The 16,931-nt window shown below is 68.1% G+C and carries 16 protein-coding genes; 6 read left to right on the top strand and 10 right to left on the bottom strand.

Annotated elements, in window-relative coordinates:
- The first annotated feature begins 25 nt into the window (after positions 1-25).
- On the top strand, positions 26-1,456 hold the full coding sequence (locus N536_RS0118580; RefSeq protein ID WP_029114979.1) for an NAD(P)/FAD-dependent oxidoreductase: 1,431 nt from the start codon (positions 26-28) through the stop codon (positions 1,454-1,456).
- A gap of 61 nt (positions 1,457-1,517) precedes the next feature.
- Here the strand turns inward: N536_RS0118580 and ilvC are convergent, their stop codons facing one another.
- Genes ilvC through N536_RS0118595 form a run of 3 tightly spaced genes read right to left on the bottom strand, consistent with a single transcriptional unit; the run spans position 1,518 to position 4,929 of the window.
- Entirely contained in the window at positions 1,518-2,519 is a 1,002-nt protein-coding gene (ilvC, locus tag N536_RS0118585; protein WP_197040177.1) for a ketol-acid reductoisomerase, read from the bottom strand.
- A 53-nt stretch (positions 2,520-2,572) separates the two neighbouring features.
- Positions 2,573-3,073 carry an acetolactate synthase small subunit gene (gene ilvN / locus N536_RS0118590; RefSeq protein ID WP_029114981.1) on the bottom strand — a complete coding sequence of 167 codons (501 nt, stop codon included), beginning with the start codon at positions 3,071-3,073 and terminating at the stop codon, positions 2,573-2,575.
- The gene (locus tag N536_RS0118595; RefSeq protein ID WP_029114982.1) at positions 3,070-4,929 is read right to left on the bottom strand and encodes an acetolactate synthase large subunit; all 1,860 of its coding nucleotides are present in this window, start codon (positions 4,927-4,929) and stop codon (positions 3,070-3,072) included. Before N536_RS0118595 ends, ilvN begins: the two co-directional genes overlap by 4 nt.
- Before the next feature lie 267 nt (positions 4,930-5,196).
- Between N536_RS0118595 and N536_RS0118600 the strand changes: the two genes are divergently transcribed.
- Complete coding sequence (locus tag N536_RS0118600; protein WP_197040174.1) at positions 5,197-5,604, top strand: PH domain-containing protein; 408 nt, start codon at positions 5,197-5,199, stop codon at positions 5,602-5,604.
- On the opposite strand, the gene N536_RS0118605 is transcribed toward N536_RS0118600, so the two are convergent.
- A complete protein-coding gene (locus N536_RS0118605; protein ID WP_029114984.1) occupies positions 5,601-6,437 on the bottom strand; it encodes a DoxX family protein in 837 nt (278 codons plus the stop codon). The two genes, N536_RS0118600 and N536_RS0118605, sit on opposite strands and share 4 nt — an antisense overlap.
- Positions 6,438-6,565: 128 nt before the next feature.
- On the opposite strand from N536_RS0118605, the gene N536_RS0118610 reads away from it, so the two are divergent.
- Entirely contained in the window at positions 6,566-7,684 is a 1,119-nt protein-coding gene (locus N536_RS0118610) for a PQQ-dependent sugar dehydrogenase (RefSeq protein ID WP_029114985.1), read from the top strand.
- Positions 7,685-7,688: 4 nt separating this feature from the next.
- On the opposite strand, the gene N536_RS0118615 is transcribed toward N536_RS0118610, so the two are convergent.
- Entirely contained in the window at positions 7,689-8,429 is a 741-nt protein-coding gene (locus N536_RS0118615; RefSeq protein WP_029114986.1) for an SDR family NAD(P)-dependent oxidoreductase, read from the bottom strand.
- Between the two features lie 116 nt (positions 8,430-8,545).
- On the opposite strand from N536_RS0118615, the gene N536_RS0118620 reads away from it, so the two are divergent.
- The gene (locus tag N536_RS0118620; RefSeq protein ID WP_029114987.1) at positions 8,546-9,151 is read left to right on the top strand and encodes a TetR/AcrR family transcriptional regulator; all 606 of its coding nucleotides are present in this window, start codon (positions 8,546-8,548) and stop codon (positions 9,149-9,151) included.
- On the opposite strand, the gene gatB is transcribed toward N536_RS0118620, so the two are convergent.
- The 4 genes from gatB to gatC form a co-directional block, all read right to left on the bottom strand.
- Positions 9,148-10,650: an Asp-tRNA(Asn)/Glu-tRNA(Gln) amidotransferase subunit GatB gene (gatB, locus tag N536_RS0118625; RefSeq protein ID WP_029114988.1), complete on the bottom strand. Its 1,503-nt coding sequence runs from the start codon at positions 10,648-10,650 to the stop codon at positions 9,148-9,150. The two genes, N536_RS0118620 and gatB, sit on opposite strands and share 4 nt — an antisense overlap.
- A gap of 110 nt (positions 10,651-10,760) precedes the next feature.
- Positions 10,761-11,792: an ATP-dependent 6-phosphofructokinase gene (locus N536_RS0118630; RefSeq protein ID WP_029114989.1), complete on the bottom strand. Its 1,032-nt coding sequence runs from the start codon at positions 11,790-11,792 to the stop codon at positions 10,761-10,763.
- 39 nt (positions 11,793-11,831) lie between these two features.
- Positions 11,832-13,325 (bottom strand): Asp-tRNA(Asn)/Glu-tRNA(Gln) amidotransferase subunit GatA, encoded by a 1,494-nt coding sequence (gene gatA, locus N536_RS0118635; RefSeq protein WP_029114990.1) that lies wholly within the window; start codon positions 13,323-13,325, stop codon positions 11,832-11,834.
- Complete coding sequence (gene gatC, locus N536_RS0118640; RefSeq protein WP_029114991.1) at positions 13,322-13,621, bottom strand: Asp-tRNA(Asn)/Glu-tRNA(Gln) amidotransferase subunit GatC; 300 nt, start codon at positions 13,619-13,621, stop codon at positions 13,322-13,324. Before gatC ends, gatA begins: the two co-directional genes overlap by 4 nt.
- A 113-nt stretch (positions 13,622-13,734) precedes the next feature.
- On the opposite strand from gatC, the gene N536_RS0118645 reads away from it, so the two are divergent.
- On the top strand, positions 13,735-14,394 hold the full coding sequence (locus tag N536_RS0118645) for an amino acid-binding protein (RefSeq protein ID WP_036436946.1): 660 nt from the start codon (positions 13,735-13,737) through the stop codon (positions 14,392-14,394).
- Here the strand turns inward: N536_RS0118645 and ligA are convergent.
- Positions 14,384-16,459: an NAD-dependent DNA ligase LigA gene (ligA, locus tag N536_RS0118650; RefSeq protein WP_029114993.1), complete on the bottom strand. Its 2,076-nt coding sequence runs from the start codon at positions 16,457-16,459 to the stop codon at positions 14,384-14,386. The two genes, N536_RS0118645 and ligA, sit on opposite strands and share 11 nt — an antisense overlap.
- Before the next feature lie 65 nt (positions 16,460-16,524).
- Between ligA and N536_RS0118655 the strand changes: the two genes are divergently transcribed.
- Positions 16,525-16,929 (top strand): MmcQ/YjbR family DNA-binding protein, encoded by a 405-nt coding sequence (locus N536_RS0118655; protein WP_029114994.1) that lies wholly within the window; start codon positions 16,525-16,527, stop codon positions 16,927-16,929.
- Positions 16,930-16,931 lie beyond the last annotated feature (2 nt).

Here is a 16,931-nt window from a genome sequence, read left to right on the forward strand (position 1 = left end):
AGGAGCGAACCCGGGAAGGGGACTTGTGGACGTCACCGTCGTCGGTAGTGGACCCAATGGCCTGAGCGCCGCCGTGATCTGCGCGCGTGCGGGGCTGTCGGTGCGGGTGATCGAGGCGCAGCCGACCGCGGGTGGTGGAGCGCGGACCATGGCCGACCCGGAGTACCCGGGCATCGCCCATGACATCTGCTCGGCGGTGCATCCGCTGGCGCTGGCCTCGCCGTTCTTCGCGGAGTTCGATCTGCGGGCGCGCGGCGTGAGCCTGGCGGTTCCCGAGATCGCCTACGGCAATCCCCTGCCGGGCCGGGCGGCTGCCATCGGCTACCACGACATCGAGCGCACCTGTGCCGAGCTGGACGACGGAAAGTCGTGGCGACGGCTGCTTGGCCCGCTCGCCGCCGACTGCGACGGCGTCGTCGGCCTGCTACTCGGCGACAAGCGGTCGCTGCCGCCGTCCATCCCCGCGGCGTTGCGCGTCGGCCCCCGGCTGCTGGCGCAGGGCACGCCGTTGTGGCGAACGCTGGCCGGCGAGGACGCCCGCGCGTTGTTCACCGGCGTTGCCGCGCACACGATCTCGCAGATGCCGTCGCTGGTGTCCTCGGGCGCCGGGTTGATGCTGGCGGTGCTCGGCCACGCGGTGGGATGGCCGATACCGGTCGGCGGATCGCAGGCCATCCCCAACGCCCTGATCGCCGATCTGCTGGCCCACGGCGGCCAGCTGGTCCTTGGCGAGGAGGTCACCAGCCCACCCGAGGGCGTCGTGCTGTACGACACCGCGCCGACCGCGCTCCTTGGGATCTACGGCGACGCACTGCCGTCGCGTTACGCGAAGGCGTTGCGGCGCTATCGATTCGGGCCTGGCGTGGCGAAGGTGGACTACGTGCTGTCCGGCGACATTCCGTGGCGCGACCCGCGGCTGGCGCATGCGCCCACACTGCATCTGGGCGGTACCCGAGCGCAGATGGCGTTGGCCGAGGCGACGATCGCCAAGGGCAGGCACGCCGAATGGCCGATGGTGCTCGCCGCCTCCCCGCACGTCGCCGACCCTGGCCGCATCGACGCCGACGGCCGTCGTCCGCTGTGGGCGTACGCGCACGTGCCCGCGGGGTCGACGGTCGACATGACCGAGTCGGTGACCGACGTGTTCGAGCGTTTCGCACCGGGATTCCGCGACGTGGTGGTCGCCGTGCGCAGTGTTCCCGCGGCGCGTCTGGCCGACCACAACGCCAACCTGGTTGGCGGCGACATCGGCGTCGGCGGCAACAACATGTTCAGTGCCCTCACGGGGCCGACGCTGCGACTCAACCCGTGGTCCACGCCGATCCCGAAGGCCTACCTGTGCTCGTCGGCGGCCCCGCCCGGCGGCGGCGTGCACGGCATGGCCGGCTACTACGCCGCGCGCACGGTGCTGCGCCGCGAATTCGGCATCCGGGAACTACCACGCCTCTCCCCCTAATAGCGATTTGTGGAGCCTGAGCGGCGGTGACCGCCGGCCAGACTCCACAAATCGCTGGGAATTAAGCCGTTTCGGTGATGGGCCGGTCGACCCAGCTCATCAGGTCGCGCAGCTTCTTGCCGGTCACCTCGATGGGGTGCTCGGCGTTCTCCTTGCGCAGCTTCTCAAGCCGCTTGTTACCGCCCTCGACGTTGGCGACGAGCTCCTTGACGAAGCTGCCGTCCTGAATGTCCTTGAGGATGGCGCGCATCCGCTCCTTGGTGTCGGCGTCGATGACGCGCGGACCCGACAGGTAGCCGCCGAACTCCGCCGTGTCGGACACCGAGTAGTTCATCCGCGCGATGCCACCCTCGTACATCAGGTCGACGATGAGCTTCAGCTCGTGCAGCACCTCAAAGTAGGCCATCTCGGGCGCGTAACCCGCCTCGACCATGACCTCGAAGCCAACCTTGACCAATTCCTCGGTGCCGCCGCACAACACGGCCTGCTCACCGAAGAGGTCGGTCTCGGTCTCCTCCTTGAAGGTGGTCTTGATGACGCCGGCCCGGGTGCCGCCGATGCCCTTGGCGTACGACAGCGCAAGCGCCTCGCCCTCACCCTTCGGGTCCTGGTCGACCGCAATCAGACACGGCACGCCCTTGCCGTCGACGAACTGACGACGGACGAGGTGACCAGGCCCCTTGGGCGCCACCATGCCGATCGTGATGTCGTCGGCAGGCTCGATCAGGTCGAAGTGGATGTTCAACCCGTGGCCGAAGAACAGTGCGTTGCCCGCCACCAGGTTCGGCTCGATGTCGTTCTTGAAGATCTCTGCCTGCGCGGTGTCGGGCGCCAGCAGCATGATGACGTCGGCCCACTTGGCGACCTCCGCAGGCGTATCGACGGCGAGGCCCTGCTCGGTCACCTTCTCGCGTGACTTGGAGCCCTCCTTGAGGCCGACCTTCACCTCGACGCCGGAATCACGCAGGCTCAGCGAGTGCGCGTGGCCCTGGCTGCCGTAACCGATGACGCCGACCTTGCGTCCCTGGATGATCGACAGGTCTGCGTCGTCGTCGTAGAACATCTCAACTGCCACTTGGATTCCTTCTCTTCCTTCGTATTTCGTTCGAAAACTGGTTACTTGACGATGCCGCGGGGCCCGCGGGCCAACGTCACCATGCCGGACTGCGCAATCTCCCGGATGCCGTAGGGCTCGAGGAGGTTCAGCAGAGCCGTGAGCTTGCCGGGCGTACCGGTGGCCTCCACGACCAACGACTCGGCCGACACGTCGACCACCTTGGCGCGAAACAGGTTCACGGCCTCGATGATCTGCCCGCGGGTGGCCGCGTCGGCGCGCACCTTGATCAGTGCCAGCTCGCGTGACACCGAGTTCTCCTCGTCCTGTTCGACGATCTTGATCACGTTGATCAGCTTGTTGAGCTGCTTGGTGATCTGTTCGAGCGGAAAGTCCTCGACCGCAACCACGATGGTCATGCGGGAGAGGTGCTTCTGCTCGGTGGCGCCGACGGCGAGGGACTGAATGTTGAAGCCACGCCGGGAGAACAGCGCCGACACGCGGGCCAGCACGCCGGGCTTGTCCTCGACGAGGACCGACAGGGTGTGGGTGGTGACGGTCATGCGTGCCCCTCGTTGTAGCTGTCGTCGAACAGCGGCCGAATGCCCTTGGCGGCCTGGATCTCGTCGTTGCTCATCCCTGCCGCGACCATCGGCCACACCTGCGCGTCGGCACCGACGATGAAGTCGATCACCACCGGCCTGTCGTTGATGGCCCGCGCCTGGTTGATCACGTCCTCGACGTCTTCGGCACGCTCGCAACGCAATCCGACGCAACCCAGCGCCTCGGCCAGCTTGACGAAGTCGGGGATGCGGTGGCTGTGCGTGGACAGGTTCGTCTGGCTGTAGCGCTCCTCGTAGAACAGCGTCTGCCACTGCCGGACCATGCCGAGGTTGCCGTTGTTGATGACGGCCACCTTGATCGGCGCGCCTTCGACGGCGCACGTCGCCAGTTCCTGATTGGTCATCTGGAAGCAGCCGTCGCCGTCGATCGCCCACACCTCGGCGTCGGGCCGGGCGAACTTGGCGCCCATCGCCGCCGGGATGGCGAAGCCCATGGTGCCGAGGCCGCCGGAGTTCAGCCACGTACGCGGGTTCTCGTACTTGATGAACTGCGCCGCCCACATCTGGTGCTGGCCCACCCCCGCGGCGTAGACCGCGTCCGGACCGGCGATGCGGCCCAACGTCTCGATGACGTACTCGGGGCTGAGGCTGCCGTCGCTCTGCGGGCCGTAGCTCAGCGGGTAGGTCGCCTGCACGCTGCGCAGGTACTCCCACCAGTTGTCGATGTTCAGGCTGGCCGACGACAGTCCGTCGCGCCGCAGCGCTTCGAGCAGATCGGTGATGACGTTCTTCACGTCACCGACGATCGGCACGTCGGCGTTGCGGTTCTTGCCGATCTCGGCGGGGTCGATGTCGGCGTGAATCACCTTGGCCTCGGGCGCGAAGGAGTCCAGCCGCCCGGTCACGCGGTCGTCGAACCGCGTGCCCAACGCAATCAGCAGGTCACTCTTCTGCAGGGCACCCACGGCGGCCACCGTGCCGTGCATACCGGGCATTCCCAGGTTCTGCGGGTGACTGTCGGGGAACGCGCCGCGCGCCATCAGCGTGGTGACGACGGGGATCCCCGTCAGTTCGGCCAGGTCGAGCAGCTCGGCGGTGGCCTCGCCGCGGATGACGCCACCACCGACGTAGAGCACCGGCTTGCGGGAGGCGGCGATGAGCTTGGCGGCCTCGCGCACCTGCCTGCTGTGCGGTTTGGTGTTCGGCTTGTATCCCGGAAGGTCGATCACCGGCGGCCAGCTGAACGTGCACTGTCCCTGCAGCACGTCCTTCGGAATGTCGACGAGCACCGCGCCGGGGCGGCCCGACTTGGCGATGTGGAAGGCCTCCGCCATCACGCGGGCGATGTCGTCGCCGTCGCGGACCAGGAAGTTGTGCTTGGTGATCGGCATGGTGATGCCGGAGATGTCGGCTTCCTGGAAGGCGTCGGTGCCGATCAGCCCGCGCCCGACCTGCCCGGTGATCGCGACCACGGGGATGGAGTCCATCTGCGCGTCGGCGAGGGGGGTCACCAGGTTGGTGGCGCCGGGGCCCGACGTGGCCATGCAGACGCCGACCTTGCCGGTCGCGTGGGCGTAGCCGCTGGCGGCGTGCCCGGCACCCTGCTCGTGACGGACGAGCACGTGGCGCAGCTTCACCGAGTCGAACAGCGGGTCGTAGACCGGCAACACGGCACCGCCGGGGATGCCGAAGATCACGTCGACGTCGAGCTCTTCCAAGGAGCGGATCACGGCCTGTGCTCCGGTGAGCTGTTGTGGGGCAACCTTTTTCGGCCGCGTTGTGGGCGTGGTCGCGACTGCAGGGGTGCCGTTGGCTTGTTTCGCGGGCTCCGGTGGTCGCGTAGTGGGTGCGCTCACGTTTTCCTCTTGGTCTCTCTGGGGTGATTCGTCGGGGTTCTCGGGCAACAAAAAACCCCCGTCAGCGTCAGCTGCACGAGGGTTGCGCGTCGATGCTCGTAGGCTCAGGCCTGGTTACGCACCAACGCGCCAACCAATTACTACGAGCAATGCCGTGGTCTGCATAGCAGTCGACGGTAGCCTCCGCACTGGTCAATGGTCAAATCTCCCTAGCCTCGACGACGCGCGAGCAGGACGAAAACCGGCCCGTGGGCGGCCAGTGCAAGGATGGTCGTCGTGAGTTCACCGTCCACCTCGGGTGCCGCCGCACCGGTCGTCGTCAAGATTTCGCCGATGGCCCATCTCGCGGTCGGGTTCCTCGCGCTCGCCATGCTCACCCTGGTGCTGGCGCAGCCGGTCTGGTTCGCACCGATTCTGGTGCTACCCGTGATCGCGTCCACGGCCATCGCCCGCTACCGGACCGTCGCCGACCGGGACACCGTCACCGCACGCACCCTGCTGAGCAGTCAGACGGTGCCGTGGTCGGAGATCGACGGCCTGCGGTTCGACAGGTCGTCCTGGGCGTTGGCTCGGCGCAAGGACGGGTCCGAATTCCGGCTTCCCGCGGTGACCTTCGCGACGCTGCCGGAGCTGACCGCGGTTACCGACGGCCGCGTGCCCAACCCGTACGACTAGGCCAGTGGGTTCGTGCCGTTGAGGAACACCCAGACGGCGATGCCGGCGCCGATGCCCACCAACAACGCGATGAACGAGCCGACGAACGGGCGGCGCGCCCACCCGCGTCCGGCGTCGAAGCCGTAGCGTCCCGGTCCGGTCAGCACGAGCGCCGCAGCCACCACGATCAGCGTCACCTGGAACTCGTGCCCGTCGGGCAGGAAGAACGGGAAGTATCCGGAGTCAGGTTGCTCTGCGACGGCAGCCAGCAGCCCGTTGATCAGGTAGGCCAGGGCGGCCGCGGCGGCCAATGGCGTGAACAGTCCGAGTACCAGCAGCGCGCCTGCCCCGATCTGCGCACCGGCACCGACGTAGGTGAGCACGTTCGCGTGCTGGTAGCCGAGATCGGCGAGCGACTTCTCGAAGCCGCCGAGGCCCGAACCGCCCCACCAGCCGAACGCCTTCTGCAGGCCGTGCGCGATCAGCAGCGCGCCAAGTCCGACGCGGATCAGCATCAGCCCCAGGTCCTGCGTGCCGCGACGGCCAGCTTGACGTGCCTCGTCGAAGGAGGCGCCGTCCGATTCGATCTGGGCAGGCTCCGCCGGCATTGCGGCGTGCCGGCCGCCCGGCTGGACGTACGGCAGCGGTTCGGGGTCGGCGAGCAGCCCGTACGCACCGTGTTCGGGGTTGGGTGGCGTGGTGTCGTACCGCGGGATCGCGGTGGTCTCGAAGTCACCGGCGTAGGTCGATGACGGGATGTCGTCTTCGGGGTCGACCAGGCGCGCCGAGGCAGGCCGCGCAGCCATGTCTTCGGGCCGTTGCCAGCCGCGCGGTTCGTGAGAGGTACTGGTCACGTTTTCCAGCGTAAGGGCATCTCACCCCCGAGTGGGGGATTGGCGCGGCGCTTTGGACGGCCATTTGCGCGGCGATCTGCGGAGACCGGCGTGGCGCGTACCGCCCGACGATCCGTAACCTGGCCTGCATGACACAGCGCCGCCCGTTGCGTGGAGTGCTGGCGCTGCTGTGTGCCGCGCTATTGGTCGGGTCGGGTTGCGCCCGATTCGACAAGGCCCAATCGGAACCGTTCACCACGGAACCGCAGATGGAGCCGGGCCAGACCTCGACCCCGCCGCCCCCTCCGCCGTTGCCGCCCAAGCCCTTTCCCAAGGCCTGCCCGGCACCTGGCGTGATGCAGGGCTGCCTGGAGAGCACCAGCGGGCTGATCATGCTGCCCAACAGCCAGTCCGCCCTGGTCGCCGAGCGGCAGACGGGGGCCGTCAAGAACGTCTCGGTGAGCGCCGAGCCGAAGGTCAAGGTGGTGATCCCCGTCGATCCGTCCGGCGACGGCGGACTGTTGGACATCGTGCTGTCGCCGACGTACCCACAGGATCGGCTGATGTACGCCTACGTCAGCACGCCGACCGACAACCGGGTGATCCGGATCGCCGACGGCGACGTCCCCAAGCCGATCCTGACGGGCATCCCCAAGGGCGCGACGGGCAACGCCGGCGCGCTGATCTTCACCAGCCCCACCACGCTGATGGTGCAGACCGGTGACGCGGGCAACCCCGCCCTGGCTGGTGATCCCGCGTCGTTGGCGGGCAAGTTGTTGCGCATCGAACAGCCCACGACCGTCAACCAGGCGCCGCAGACCACCGCACTGAGCGGCCTGGGCGCAGGTGGCGGACTGTGCATCGACGGGTCCGACGGGTCGCTCTACGTCACCGACAGGACGCCGACGGCCGACCGGCTGCAACGGATCACCAAGGATTCGAAGGTCTCCACCGTGTGGACGTGGCCGGATCGCCCCGGGGTGGCCGGCTGCGCGGCCTCGGAAGGCACCGTCCTAGTCAACCTGGTCAGCACCAAGCAGACCGTCGCCGTGCGGTTGGCCCCCGACACCGGTGCGGTCACCGGCGACCCCGAGGTGATCCGCCAGGATCAACATGGACACGTGTGGGCACTGCAGCTCTCTCCCGACGGCAACGTCTGGGGAGCGACGGTCAACAAGACCTCCGGTGACGCCGAGAAACTCGACGACGTGGTGTTCCCACTCTTCCCGCAGGGCGGCTTCCCGCGCAGCAGCGCCGACAACACGTAGTCCGCTAGGCGTTGGTGCCGCCGTCAACGGTGAGCACTGAGCCGGTGATGTTCCGTCCGCCCGATCCGGAGAGGAACGCGACGGTCTCCGCGATCTCGCTGGGGTCGGCGTAGCGCCCCAGCGCGCTCAGCTCGCGTTGGTGGTCGGCGCTGTCCCCGTCGGCCGGGTTCATGTCCGTGGCGGTGGCGCCGGGCTGAACGAGGTTCACGGTGATGCCCCGCTCTCCGAGTTCACGAGCCAGCCCCCTGGTGAAGCCGAGCAACGCGGACTTGCTCATCGCGTAGAGGGTGACGCCCGGGAAGGGAACGCGCTCAGCGAGATTGCTGCCGATGCTGATGATCCGTCCACCTTCGACCATGTGCGCAACGGCGGCCTGGCTGGCCAGGTACGTCGCCCGGGCATGAATGCCGAGCGCGCGGTCGACCTCTTCGAGCGGAACGTCGCTGATCGGGCCGAACGGGAAGATGCCCGCGTTGTTGACCAGGATGTCGAGGCTGCCGAGGTGGTCGACCGTTTCGCCGACGGCACTCACCACTTCGTCCGCGGACGCGCTGTCCGCCTTGATGGCCAGGCCTCGCCGACCCAGTGCCGTGATCCGGCCCACCACCTCGTCGGCGCTCTCCTTGGACTGCACATACGTGATTGCGACGTCGGCACCAAGCTCCGCCAGCCGCGTCGCGATGGCCGCTCCGATCCCCCGGCTGCCGCCGGTCACCAGTGCCACTTGGCCGTTCAAATCCGACATGCCAACTCCTTTTCTGTGTCGTTCGATACAAAATTGGTGCAACCTCAAACTATGGACGCGCGCTAGGCTTGTCAAGTAATTTCCGGGCGTTCGATACAGAAAGCGAGGTGAGTGTCGTGGCACGTGGCCGACCTCGCGGTTTCGACCGGGACGCCGCGCTGCGTCGGGCCATGGAGGTGTTCTGGAAATCGGGCTACGAGGGCACGTCGATCAGTGATCTGACCGCAGCGATGGGCATCAACTCGCCCAGCTTGTACGCCGCCTTCGGTTGCAAGGAGCAGTTGTTTCGCGAAGCCGTCGCCCTCTACACCGAGACCGAAGGCGCCTCCGCGGCCGTGGCACTGCGCGAGCTACCCACGGCGCGGGAATCGATCGCCGAGGTGCTGCGCAACCATGCGACGGAGTTCACCGAGTCCGACAAACCGCACGGGTGCATGATCGTCCTCACCGCGATCACGTCCACGGATCGCAGCGAGGCAGTGCGCGATCATCTCGCCGAACGGCGGACCGCCACCGAAAACGACTTCCTGGCGCGCATCGAGCGCGGCATCGCCGACGGAGACGTCCCCGCTGGCGTCGACGCCGCGAAGATCGCCGCGTTCTACAACGCGGTGAACCAGGGCATGGCCATCCAGGCCCGCGACGGCTCCGACCGGGAAAAGCTGTCTGCGGTCGCCGAAGCCGCCATCGCCGCGTGGAGCGCGCTGGTCGACACGCCTTAAGTGCAGGCAGCCAATACGAGCTCGCGCACCTGTGCGGCGTCGGCCTGTCCCTTGGTGGCCTTCATGACGGCGCCGACGATCGCGCCCGCCGCCTGGACCTTTCCGCCGCGGATCTTCTCCGCCACATCGGGATTGGCGGCCAGCGCCTCGGCGACGGCAGCCTGGATCACCGAGTCGTCGCGCACGACCGCCAGCCCGCGGTCGGTCATCACCTGTTCGGGCTCACCCTCACCGGCCAGCACGCCCTCGATCACCTGACGGGCCAACTTGTTCGACAACGAGCCACCGTCGACCAACTTCACCACCGCGGCCACCTGTGCGGGCGTGATGGCCAGCGCGTCGAGTTCGATACCCGCCTCGTTGGCCTTCTGCACCAGGAAGTTGCCCCACCATGCGCGCGCCGATTCACTGGACGCGCCGTGCTCGACGGTCGCGGCCACCAGATCGATGGCACCGTTGTTGACCAGATCGCGCATCACCTCGTCGGAGATGCCCCAGTCGTCCTGAATTCGCTTGCGCTGCAACCACGGCAGCTCCGGAATCGTCTTGCGCAGCTCCTCGACGAGCTCCGCGCTGGGCGCCACCGGCTCGAGGTCCGGCTCTGGGAAGTACCGGTAGTCCTGCGCGGTTTCCTTGCTGCGGCCTGCCGTGGTGTAGCCGTCCTCGTGGAAGTGCCGCGTCTCCTGGATGACTCGCCCGCCCGCTTCCAAAACCGCTGCCTGACGGCGCATCTCGTAGCGCACGGCCACCTCGACGCTCTTGAGCGAGTTGACGTTCTTGGTCTCGGTACGGGTGCCAAATTCGCTGGCGCCGATCAGCTTGAGGCTGACGTTGGAGTCACACCGCATCGAGCCCTGGTCCATCCGCACGTCCGAAACGCCCAACGCGCGCAATAGACCTCGCAAGGCGGTCACATACGCGCGGGCGATCTGGGGTGCCCGCTCCCCCGCACCCTCGATGGGCTTGGTGACGATCTCCACCAGGGGCACACCGGCCCGGTTGTAGTCCAGCAGCGACGTCGTCGCGCCCTCGATGCGGCCGGTGTCGCTACCCAGGTGGGTCAGCTTTCCGGTGTCCTCCTCCATGTGCGCGCGCTCGATCTCGACGCGCCAGGTGGTGCCGTCGTCCAGCGGAACGTCCAGGTAGCCGTTGACGGCGATCGGCTCGTCGTACTGGCTGATCTGATAGTTCTTCGGCTGATCGGGATAGAAGTAGTTCTTCCTGGCGAACCGGCCCCACGGCGCGATGTCGCAGTTCAGCGCGAGGCCGATGCGGATGGCCGACTCGACGGCGACGGCATTGACCACCGGCAGCGAGCCGGGCAGCCCCAGGCACACCGGACACACCTGGGTGTTGGGCTCGGCGCCGAACTTGTTGGCGCAACCACAGAACATCTTGGTCGCGGTCGACAACTCGACGTGAACTTCCATGCCCATCACGGGCTCGTATCGCGAGATGACCTCGTCGTACTCGAGAAGTTCGGCGGCGGTGACAGTCATGGCTCAATCCTAGTTAGTCGCATCCGCCCACTCGCCGACACTGCTGTCAGATCGCATCCGACGCCGATTTCGCGATCTCCCAGCAGGCTCGGTGGCCGGGCGCAGGAAGGTCAGCCGAAGAACTCGGCGGCGTCGTCGTAACGGGTCTGCGGCACCAGCTTGAGCTGGCGCACCGCGTCGGCCAGCGGAACCCGCCCGATGTCCTGACCGCGCAGCGACACCATCATCCCGTACTCACCGGAGTGCGCGGCGTCGGCGGCGTTGACCCCGAACCGGGTCGCCAGCACGCGGTCGTACGCCGTCGGCGTGCCGCCGCGCTGCACGTGCCCAAGCACGGTGGTGCGCACTTCCTTCTTGATCCGCTTCTCGATCTCGACGGCCAGCTGCTGCGCCACGCCGGTGAAGCGCTGGTGGCCGAACTCGTCGATGCCGCCGTCGCGCAGCTGCATCGAGCCCTCCGCGGGCTTCGCGCCCTCCGCGACGACGCAGATGAAGTGGGAATCACCCCGGATGAAGCGCTGCTTGACCAGCCGACAGACCTCTTCGACGTCGAACGGCTGCTCGGGGATCAACGTCATGTGCGCGCCGGATGCCATGCCTGCGCCGAGAGCGATCCAGCCCGCGTGGCGGCCCATCACCTCGACGAGCATCACCCGCTGATGCGATTCCGCGGTGCTGTGCAACCGGTCGATGGCGTCGGTCGCCACCTGCAGGGCGGTGTCGTGGCCGAACGTGACGTCCGTGCAGTCGATGTCGTTGTCGATGGTCTTGGGCACCCCGACCACCGGCACGTTCTCCTCCGACAGCCAGTGCGCCGCGGTGAGCGTGCCTTCGCCGCCGATCGGGATCAGCACGTCGATCCCGTTGTCGTCCAGCGTCTGCTTGATCTGGTCGAGCCCGGCGCGCAGCTTGTCGGGGTTCACCCGCGCGGTGCCGAGGATCGTTCCGCCCTTGCCGAGCAACCGGTCGTTGCGGTCGTCGTTGGCCAGCTGGATGCGGCGGTCCTCCAACAGGCCGCGCCAGCCGTCCAGGAAGCCGACCACCGACGACCCATACCGCGCGTCGCAGGTACGCACCACGGCACGAATGACCGCGTTCAGGCCGGGACAGTCGCCGCCTCCGGTCAGGACTCCGATGCGCATGTCTTTATCTTGCCCGTTGCGGGCGCACGGGGCAGCCCATCAGATCGCCGACCGCAGCGGGCCGCGGGCAGCCTCGTAGGCAGCGCCCACGCGGTAGAGCCTGTCGTCGGCCAGCGCGGGCGCCATGATCTGCAGGCCCACCGGCAGGTCGTCGTCCGGGGAGAGCCCCGACGGCACCGACATCCCGCAGTGCCCCGCGAGGTTCAGCGGCAACGTGCACAGGTCGAACAGGTACATCGCGAGCGGGTCGTCGACCTTCTCCCCCAGCGCGAACGCCGTCGTCGGCGTCGCGGGTGACACCAGGACGTCCACCTTCTCGTACGCCGCGGCCAGGTCGCGGGCGATCAGCGTACGTACCTTCTGGGCCTGGTTGTAGTACGCGTCGTAATAGCCTGCCGACAACGCGTAGGTGCCAATCATGATGCGGCGCTTGACTTCCGGGCCGAAACCGGCAGCGCGGGTCAGCGCCATCACCTCTTCGGCGCTGTGCGTACCGTCATCACCGACGCGCAGGCCGAAGCGCATCGCGTCGAAGCGCGCCAGGTTGCTCGACACCTCAGACGGCAAGATCAGGTAGTAGGCCGCCATCGAGTAGTCGAAGTGCGGACAGTCGACCTCGGTGACCTCCGCGCCCAACGCAGTGAGCTGATCCACGGCGGCGTTGAACGACGACAGCACGCCCGGCTGGTAGCCCTCGCCACTGCGCAGCTGCTTGACCACGCCGATCCGGACTCCCTTGAGATCGCCTGTCGCGCCCGCCCGTGCGGCGCCGACGACATCGGGCACCGCGGCCTCCACCGACGTGGAGTCCCGCGGATCGTGGCCGGCGACGACCTGGTGCAGCAGCGCGGTGTCGAGCACGGTGCGCGCGCACGGTCCGCCCTGGTCCAGCGACGATGCGCACGCGATCAGCCCGTACCGCGACACGGTGCCGTAGGTGGGTTTGACGCCGACGGTCGCGGTCAGCGCGGCAGGCTGACGAATCGACCCGCCGGTATCCGAGCCCATCGCGAGCGGCGCCTGGAACGCGGCCAGCGCCGCGGCACTGCCACCTCCGGAACCACCGGGGACGCGGTCGACGTTCCACGGGTTGCGCGTCGGGCCGTACGCGGAGTTCTCCGTCGAGGAGCCCATCGCGAACTCGTCCATGTTGGTCTTGCCGAGGATCGGGATGCCCGCCGCCCGCAGCCGTGCCGTGACCGTGGCGTCGTACGGTGCGCGCCAGCCCTCGAGGATCTTCGACCCGCACGTGGTCGGCATGTCGGTGGCGGTGTATACGTCCTTGAGCGCCAACGGAACCCCGGCCAGCGGTGACGGCAGCGCGTCACCGGCAGCCACCGCCGCGTCGACCGTGGCCGCCGCAGCCAACGCCTCGTCGGCAGCCACGTGCAGGAACGCGTGATAGCGCTCGTCGGTGGCGGCGATCTGATCCAGGTGGGCCTGAGTGACCTCCTTCGAGGACACCTCCTTGGCGGCGATCTTGGTGCCGAGCGTTGCCGCGTCCAGACGGATCAACTCGCTGTTCGTGCTCATTCGGCCTCCCCCAAAATGCGTGGGACGCCGAACCGGCCGTCGACCACCTTGGGCGCGGCGGCGAGCGCCTGCTCCTGGGTCAGGCAGGGCTGGACGACGTCGGGCCTGGTGACGTTGAGGTCCTTGAGTGGGTTGCCCGTGGGCTCGACGTTGGTCACGTCGACCGCCTGGATCTGACCGACGTAAGCCAGGATGGCGTCCAGCTGGCCGGCGAAGCCGTCCAACTCGTCGTCGGTCAGGGCAAGCCGGGCCAGACGCGCCAGGTGGGCGACATCGTCCTTGGAGATCTGCGACACGACGAACAAGCCTAGTCAGCCGCGCTGCGGCGACTCCGCCGGAGTGCTTTCCTGCGGCCAAGGACCATTTCCCGAGTCGCTGCGCTCCCACCCTCCGTGAAACAGTGTTGCCCGTGCCTTCGTATCTGCTGCGGGTCCAGCTCGAGGACCGACCAGGCAGCCTCGGCTCGCTCGCCGTGGCGCTGGGGTCGGTCGGAGCCGACATCCTGTCGCTCGACGTCGTCGAGCGGGCCGCGGGTTACGCCGTCGACGATCTGGTCGTCGACCTGCCACCCGGCGCGATGCCGGACATGCTGATCACCGCAGCCGAGAAGCTCAACGGCGTCTACGTCGACAGCATCCGGCCGCACACCGGCCTGCTCGAGGCGCACCGCGAGCTGGAGTTGATCGACCACATCGCCGCCGCACCGACGAAGCTGCAGAAGCTGCAGGTGCTCGCCGACGAGGCGCCCAAGGTGCTGCGGGTCGGTTGGTGCATGGTCGTCAGGCTGACCGAGTCGGGGCTGGAACGCGTCGTCGGTAGCCGCGGCGCACCGGAGACCGAAACCGATTCGGCGCCATGGCTACCGCTCGAGCACGCCGAGGCGCTGGACGGTTCGGCGGACTGGGTACCGCAGGTGTGGCGCGACATGGACAGCACGCTGGCCGCCGCACCGCTGGGCGATCACCACACCGCGGTCATGCTCGGCCGGCCGGGCGGACCGTTGTTCCGGCCGTCGGAGGTGGCCAGGCTGGGTTACCTCGCCGGGATCGTCGCGACGATCATTCGCTGACGTCCGGGCCGTCCTCCAACAGCCGGCGGAACCCGTCCTCGTCGAGCACCGGGACGCCGAGTTCGATCGCCTTGTCGTACTTGGACCCCGGTGCATCGCCCGCGACGACGTAGGCGGTCTTCTTGGACACCGAGCCGGCAGCCTTGCCGCCCCGCGCGAGGATGGCCTCCTTGGCCTCATCGCGGGAGAAACCGGTCAGTGACCCGGTGACGACGATCGACATGCCCTCCAGCGTGCGTTCGATGCTCGCGTCGCGCTCGTCGGCCATGCGCACCCCCGCCGCGCGCCACTTGTCGACGATCGCGCGGTGCCAGTCGACCGTGAACCACTCGACGACCGCCGCGGCGATGGTGGGCCCAACGCCCTCCACGGCGGCCAACTGCTCCTCCGATGCGGCCTCGATCGCCTCGAGACTGCCGAACTCTCCTGCCAGCGCGCGCGCCGCGGTGGGCCCGACGTGGCGGATGGACAACGCCACCAGCACTCGCCACAACGCCTGCTGCTTGGCCTTGCCCAGGTTGGCCAGCAGACGCTTGCCGTTCGCGGACAGCTCGCCCTTCTGCGTCGTGAACAACGTCGTGCGAAGCAGGTCCTCCTCGGTGAGCGTGAACAGGTCGCCCTCGTCGGTGATGACGCCGGCTTGCAGTAGCGCGGTGCCTGCCTCGTAGCCCAGCCCCTCGATGTCGAAGGCGCCCCGGCCGGCGACGTGGAACACCCGCTCCCGCAGCTGCGCCGGGCAGCTCCGTGAGTTCGGGCAGCGGATGTCGGCGTCGCCCTCCTTGGCCGGCGCCAGCGTGGTGCCGCACTCGGGACACGCTGTCGGCATGACGAATTCGCGTTCGGACCCGTCGCGCAGGTCGACGACCGGGCCGAGCACCTCGGGGATGACGTCGCCGGCCTTGCGGATGACGACGGTGTCACCGATCAGCACACCCTTGCGCCGGACCTCGGATGCGTTGTGCAACGTCGCGAGGCCCACCGTGGAACCGGCGATCTTGACCGGCTCCATGTAGGCGAACGGGGTGACCCGCCCGGTTCGGCCGACGTTGACCCGGATGTCGAGGAGCTTGGTGGTGGCCTCCTCCGGCGGGTACTTGTAGGCGATCGCCCACCGCGGGGCGCGCGACGTGGCCCCGAGCCTGCGCTGCAGCGCGACGTCGTCGACCTTGACCACCAGACCGTCGATCTCGTGTTCGACGTCGTGCCGGTGTTCGCCCCAGTACGTCACCCGCTCGGCCACCGCCCCGACGCCCTTGACCCGTGTGGTGTGGTCGGACACCGGCAGTCCCCACGCCTTGAGCGCGAGGTAGGCGTCGTGCAGGCTGGCCGGCCGGAAACCCTCCATGTGGCCGAGCCCGTGGCAGATCATCCGCAGCCTGCGGCGCGCCGTCACCGCCGGATTCTTCTGCCGCAGCGACCCGGCCGCGCTGTTGCGCGGATTGGCGAACGGCGCCTTGCCCTCCGCGACGAGGCCGGCGTTGAGGTCCTCGAAGTCGGCGACCCGGAAGAACACCTCGCCGCGCACCTCGAGCACCGCGGGCACCGGGTATTGGTCGCTGTGCGTCAAGCGCTCCGGGACGTCGTCGATGGTGCGGGCGTTGAGCGTGACGTCCTCGCCCGTGCGCCCGTCACCGCGCGTGGCGGCGCGCACCAGCTTGCCGTCGCGGTACACCAGCGCCAGCGCGACGCCGTCGATCTTCAGCTCGCACAGGAACTCCGGATCGTCGCCGACCTCGCCGGTGAGCCGCGCCGCCCATGCCAGCAGTTCGTCCGCGGTGAACACGTTGTCCAGCGACAACATCCGTTCCAGATGGTCGGCGGAGGTGAAGTCGGTGGCGAAACCCGCACCACCGACGAGCTGCGTCGGCGAATCGGGCGTACGCAGTTCGGGGTGCTGTTCCTCCAGCGCCGCGAGCTCGCGGAGCAGTTTGTCGAAGTCGGCGTCGGAGATGACCGGCGCATCCTTGACGTAGTAGCGGAATTGGTGGCCCCGGACCTCGTCGGCCAGCCTCTGCCACTCACGCCGGACGTCCGGCGCGACGGGGTCGATGTCGGGTGAGCTCACCTTGGCAGGCTAACCGAGCGGGCCGACACCGCTAAGGCGTGGACACGCCGCCATACACTGCCTGCGTGCCGCACCCGATCATGTTCCGCGACGACGATCTCGGCCTGGCCAAAGTGCGTCGCATCGCCCTCGGCTTTCCCGGGGCCTTCGAGAAGGTGTCGTGGGGCAGACCGGTCTTCTGCGCACCCAAGATGTTCGTGATGTACGGCGGAAGCGCGAAGACGCCGGGACAACCCGGCGAGTACACGCCATATCCGCATTCGGTCCTGGTCAAGGTCGACGAGAGCGACCGCAAGGCGTTCGACCAAGACAGCCGGTTCTACTACCCGGCTTACATGGGACCGTCGGGCTGGCTTGGGCTGGACTTCACCGCGGCGAAGGTCGACTGGAACGAAGTGCGCGAGCTGGTCGACGCGTCGTACCGGCTCGTCGCACCCAAGAAGCTGATCAAACAACTCGACCAAGGTTGACC

The sequence above is a fragment of the Mycobacterium sp. URHB0044 genome, from assembly GCF_000620625.1.
In the GTDB taxonomy this organism is placed as follows: Bacteria; Actinomycetota; Actinomycetes; order Mycobacteriales; family Mycobacteriaceae; genus Mycobacterium.

What these genes read in the sequence shown, in the direction of transcription:
- gatB (WP_029114988.1), bottom strand. Translation starts at nt 10,650, where the DNA reads ATGACTGTCACCGCCGCCGAACTTCTCGAGTACGACGAGGTCATCTCG.
- N536_RS0118630 (WP_029114989.1), bottom strand. Translation starts at nt 11,792, where the DNA reads ATGCGCATCGGAGTCCTGACCGGAGGCGGCGACTGTCCCGGCCTGAAC.
- N536_RS0118610 (WP_029114985.1), top strand. Translation starts at nt 6,566, where the DNA reads ATGACACAGCGCCGCCCGTTGCGTGGAGTGCTGGCGCTGCTGTGTGCC.
- N536_RS0118615 (WP_029114986.1), bottom strand. Translation starts at nt 8,429, where the DNA reads ATGTCGGATTTGAACGGCCAAGTGGCACTGGTGACCGGCGGCAGCCGG.
- ilvC (WP_197040177.1), bottom strand. Translation starts at nt 2,519, where the DNA reads ATGTTCTACGACGACGACGCAGACCTGTCGATCATCCAGGGACGCAAG.
- gatA (WP_029114990.1), bottom strand. Translation starts at nt 13,325, where the DNA reads ATGAGCACGAACAGCGAGTTGATCCGTCTGGACGCGGCAACGCTCGGC.
- N536_RS0118600 (WP_197040174.1), top strand. Translation starts at nt 5,197, where the DNA reads ATGGTCGTCGTGAGTTCACCGTCCACCTCGGGTGCCGCCGCACCGGTC.
- ilvN (WP_029114981.1), bottom strand. Translation starts at nt 3,073, where the DNA reads ATGACCGTCACCACCCACACCCTGTCGGTCCTCGTCGAGGACAAGCCC.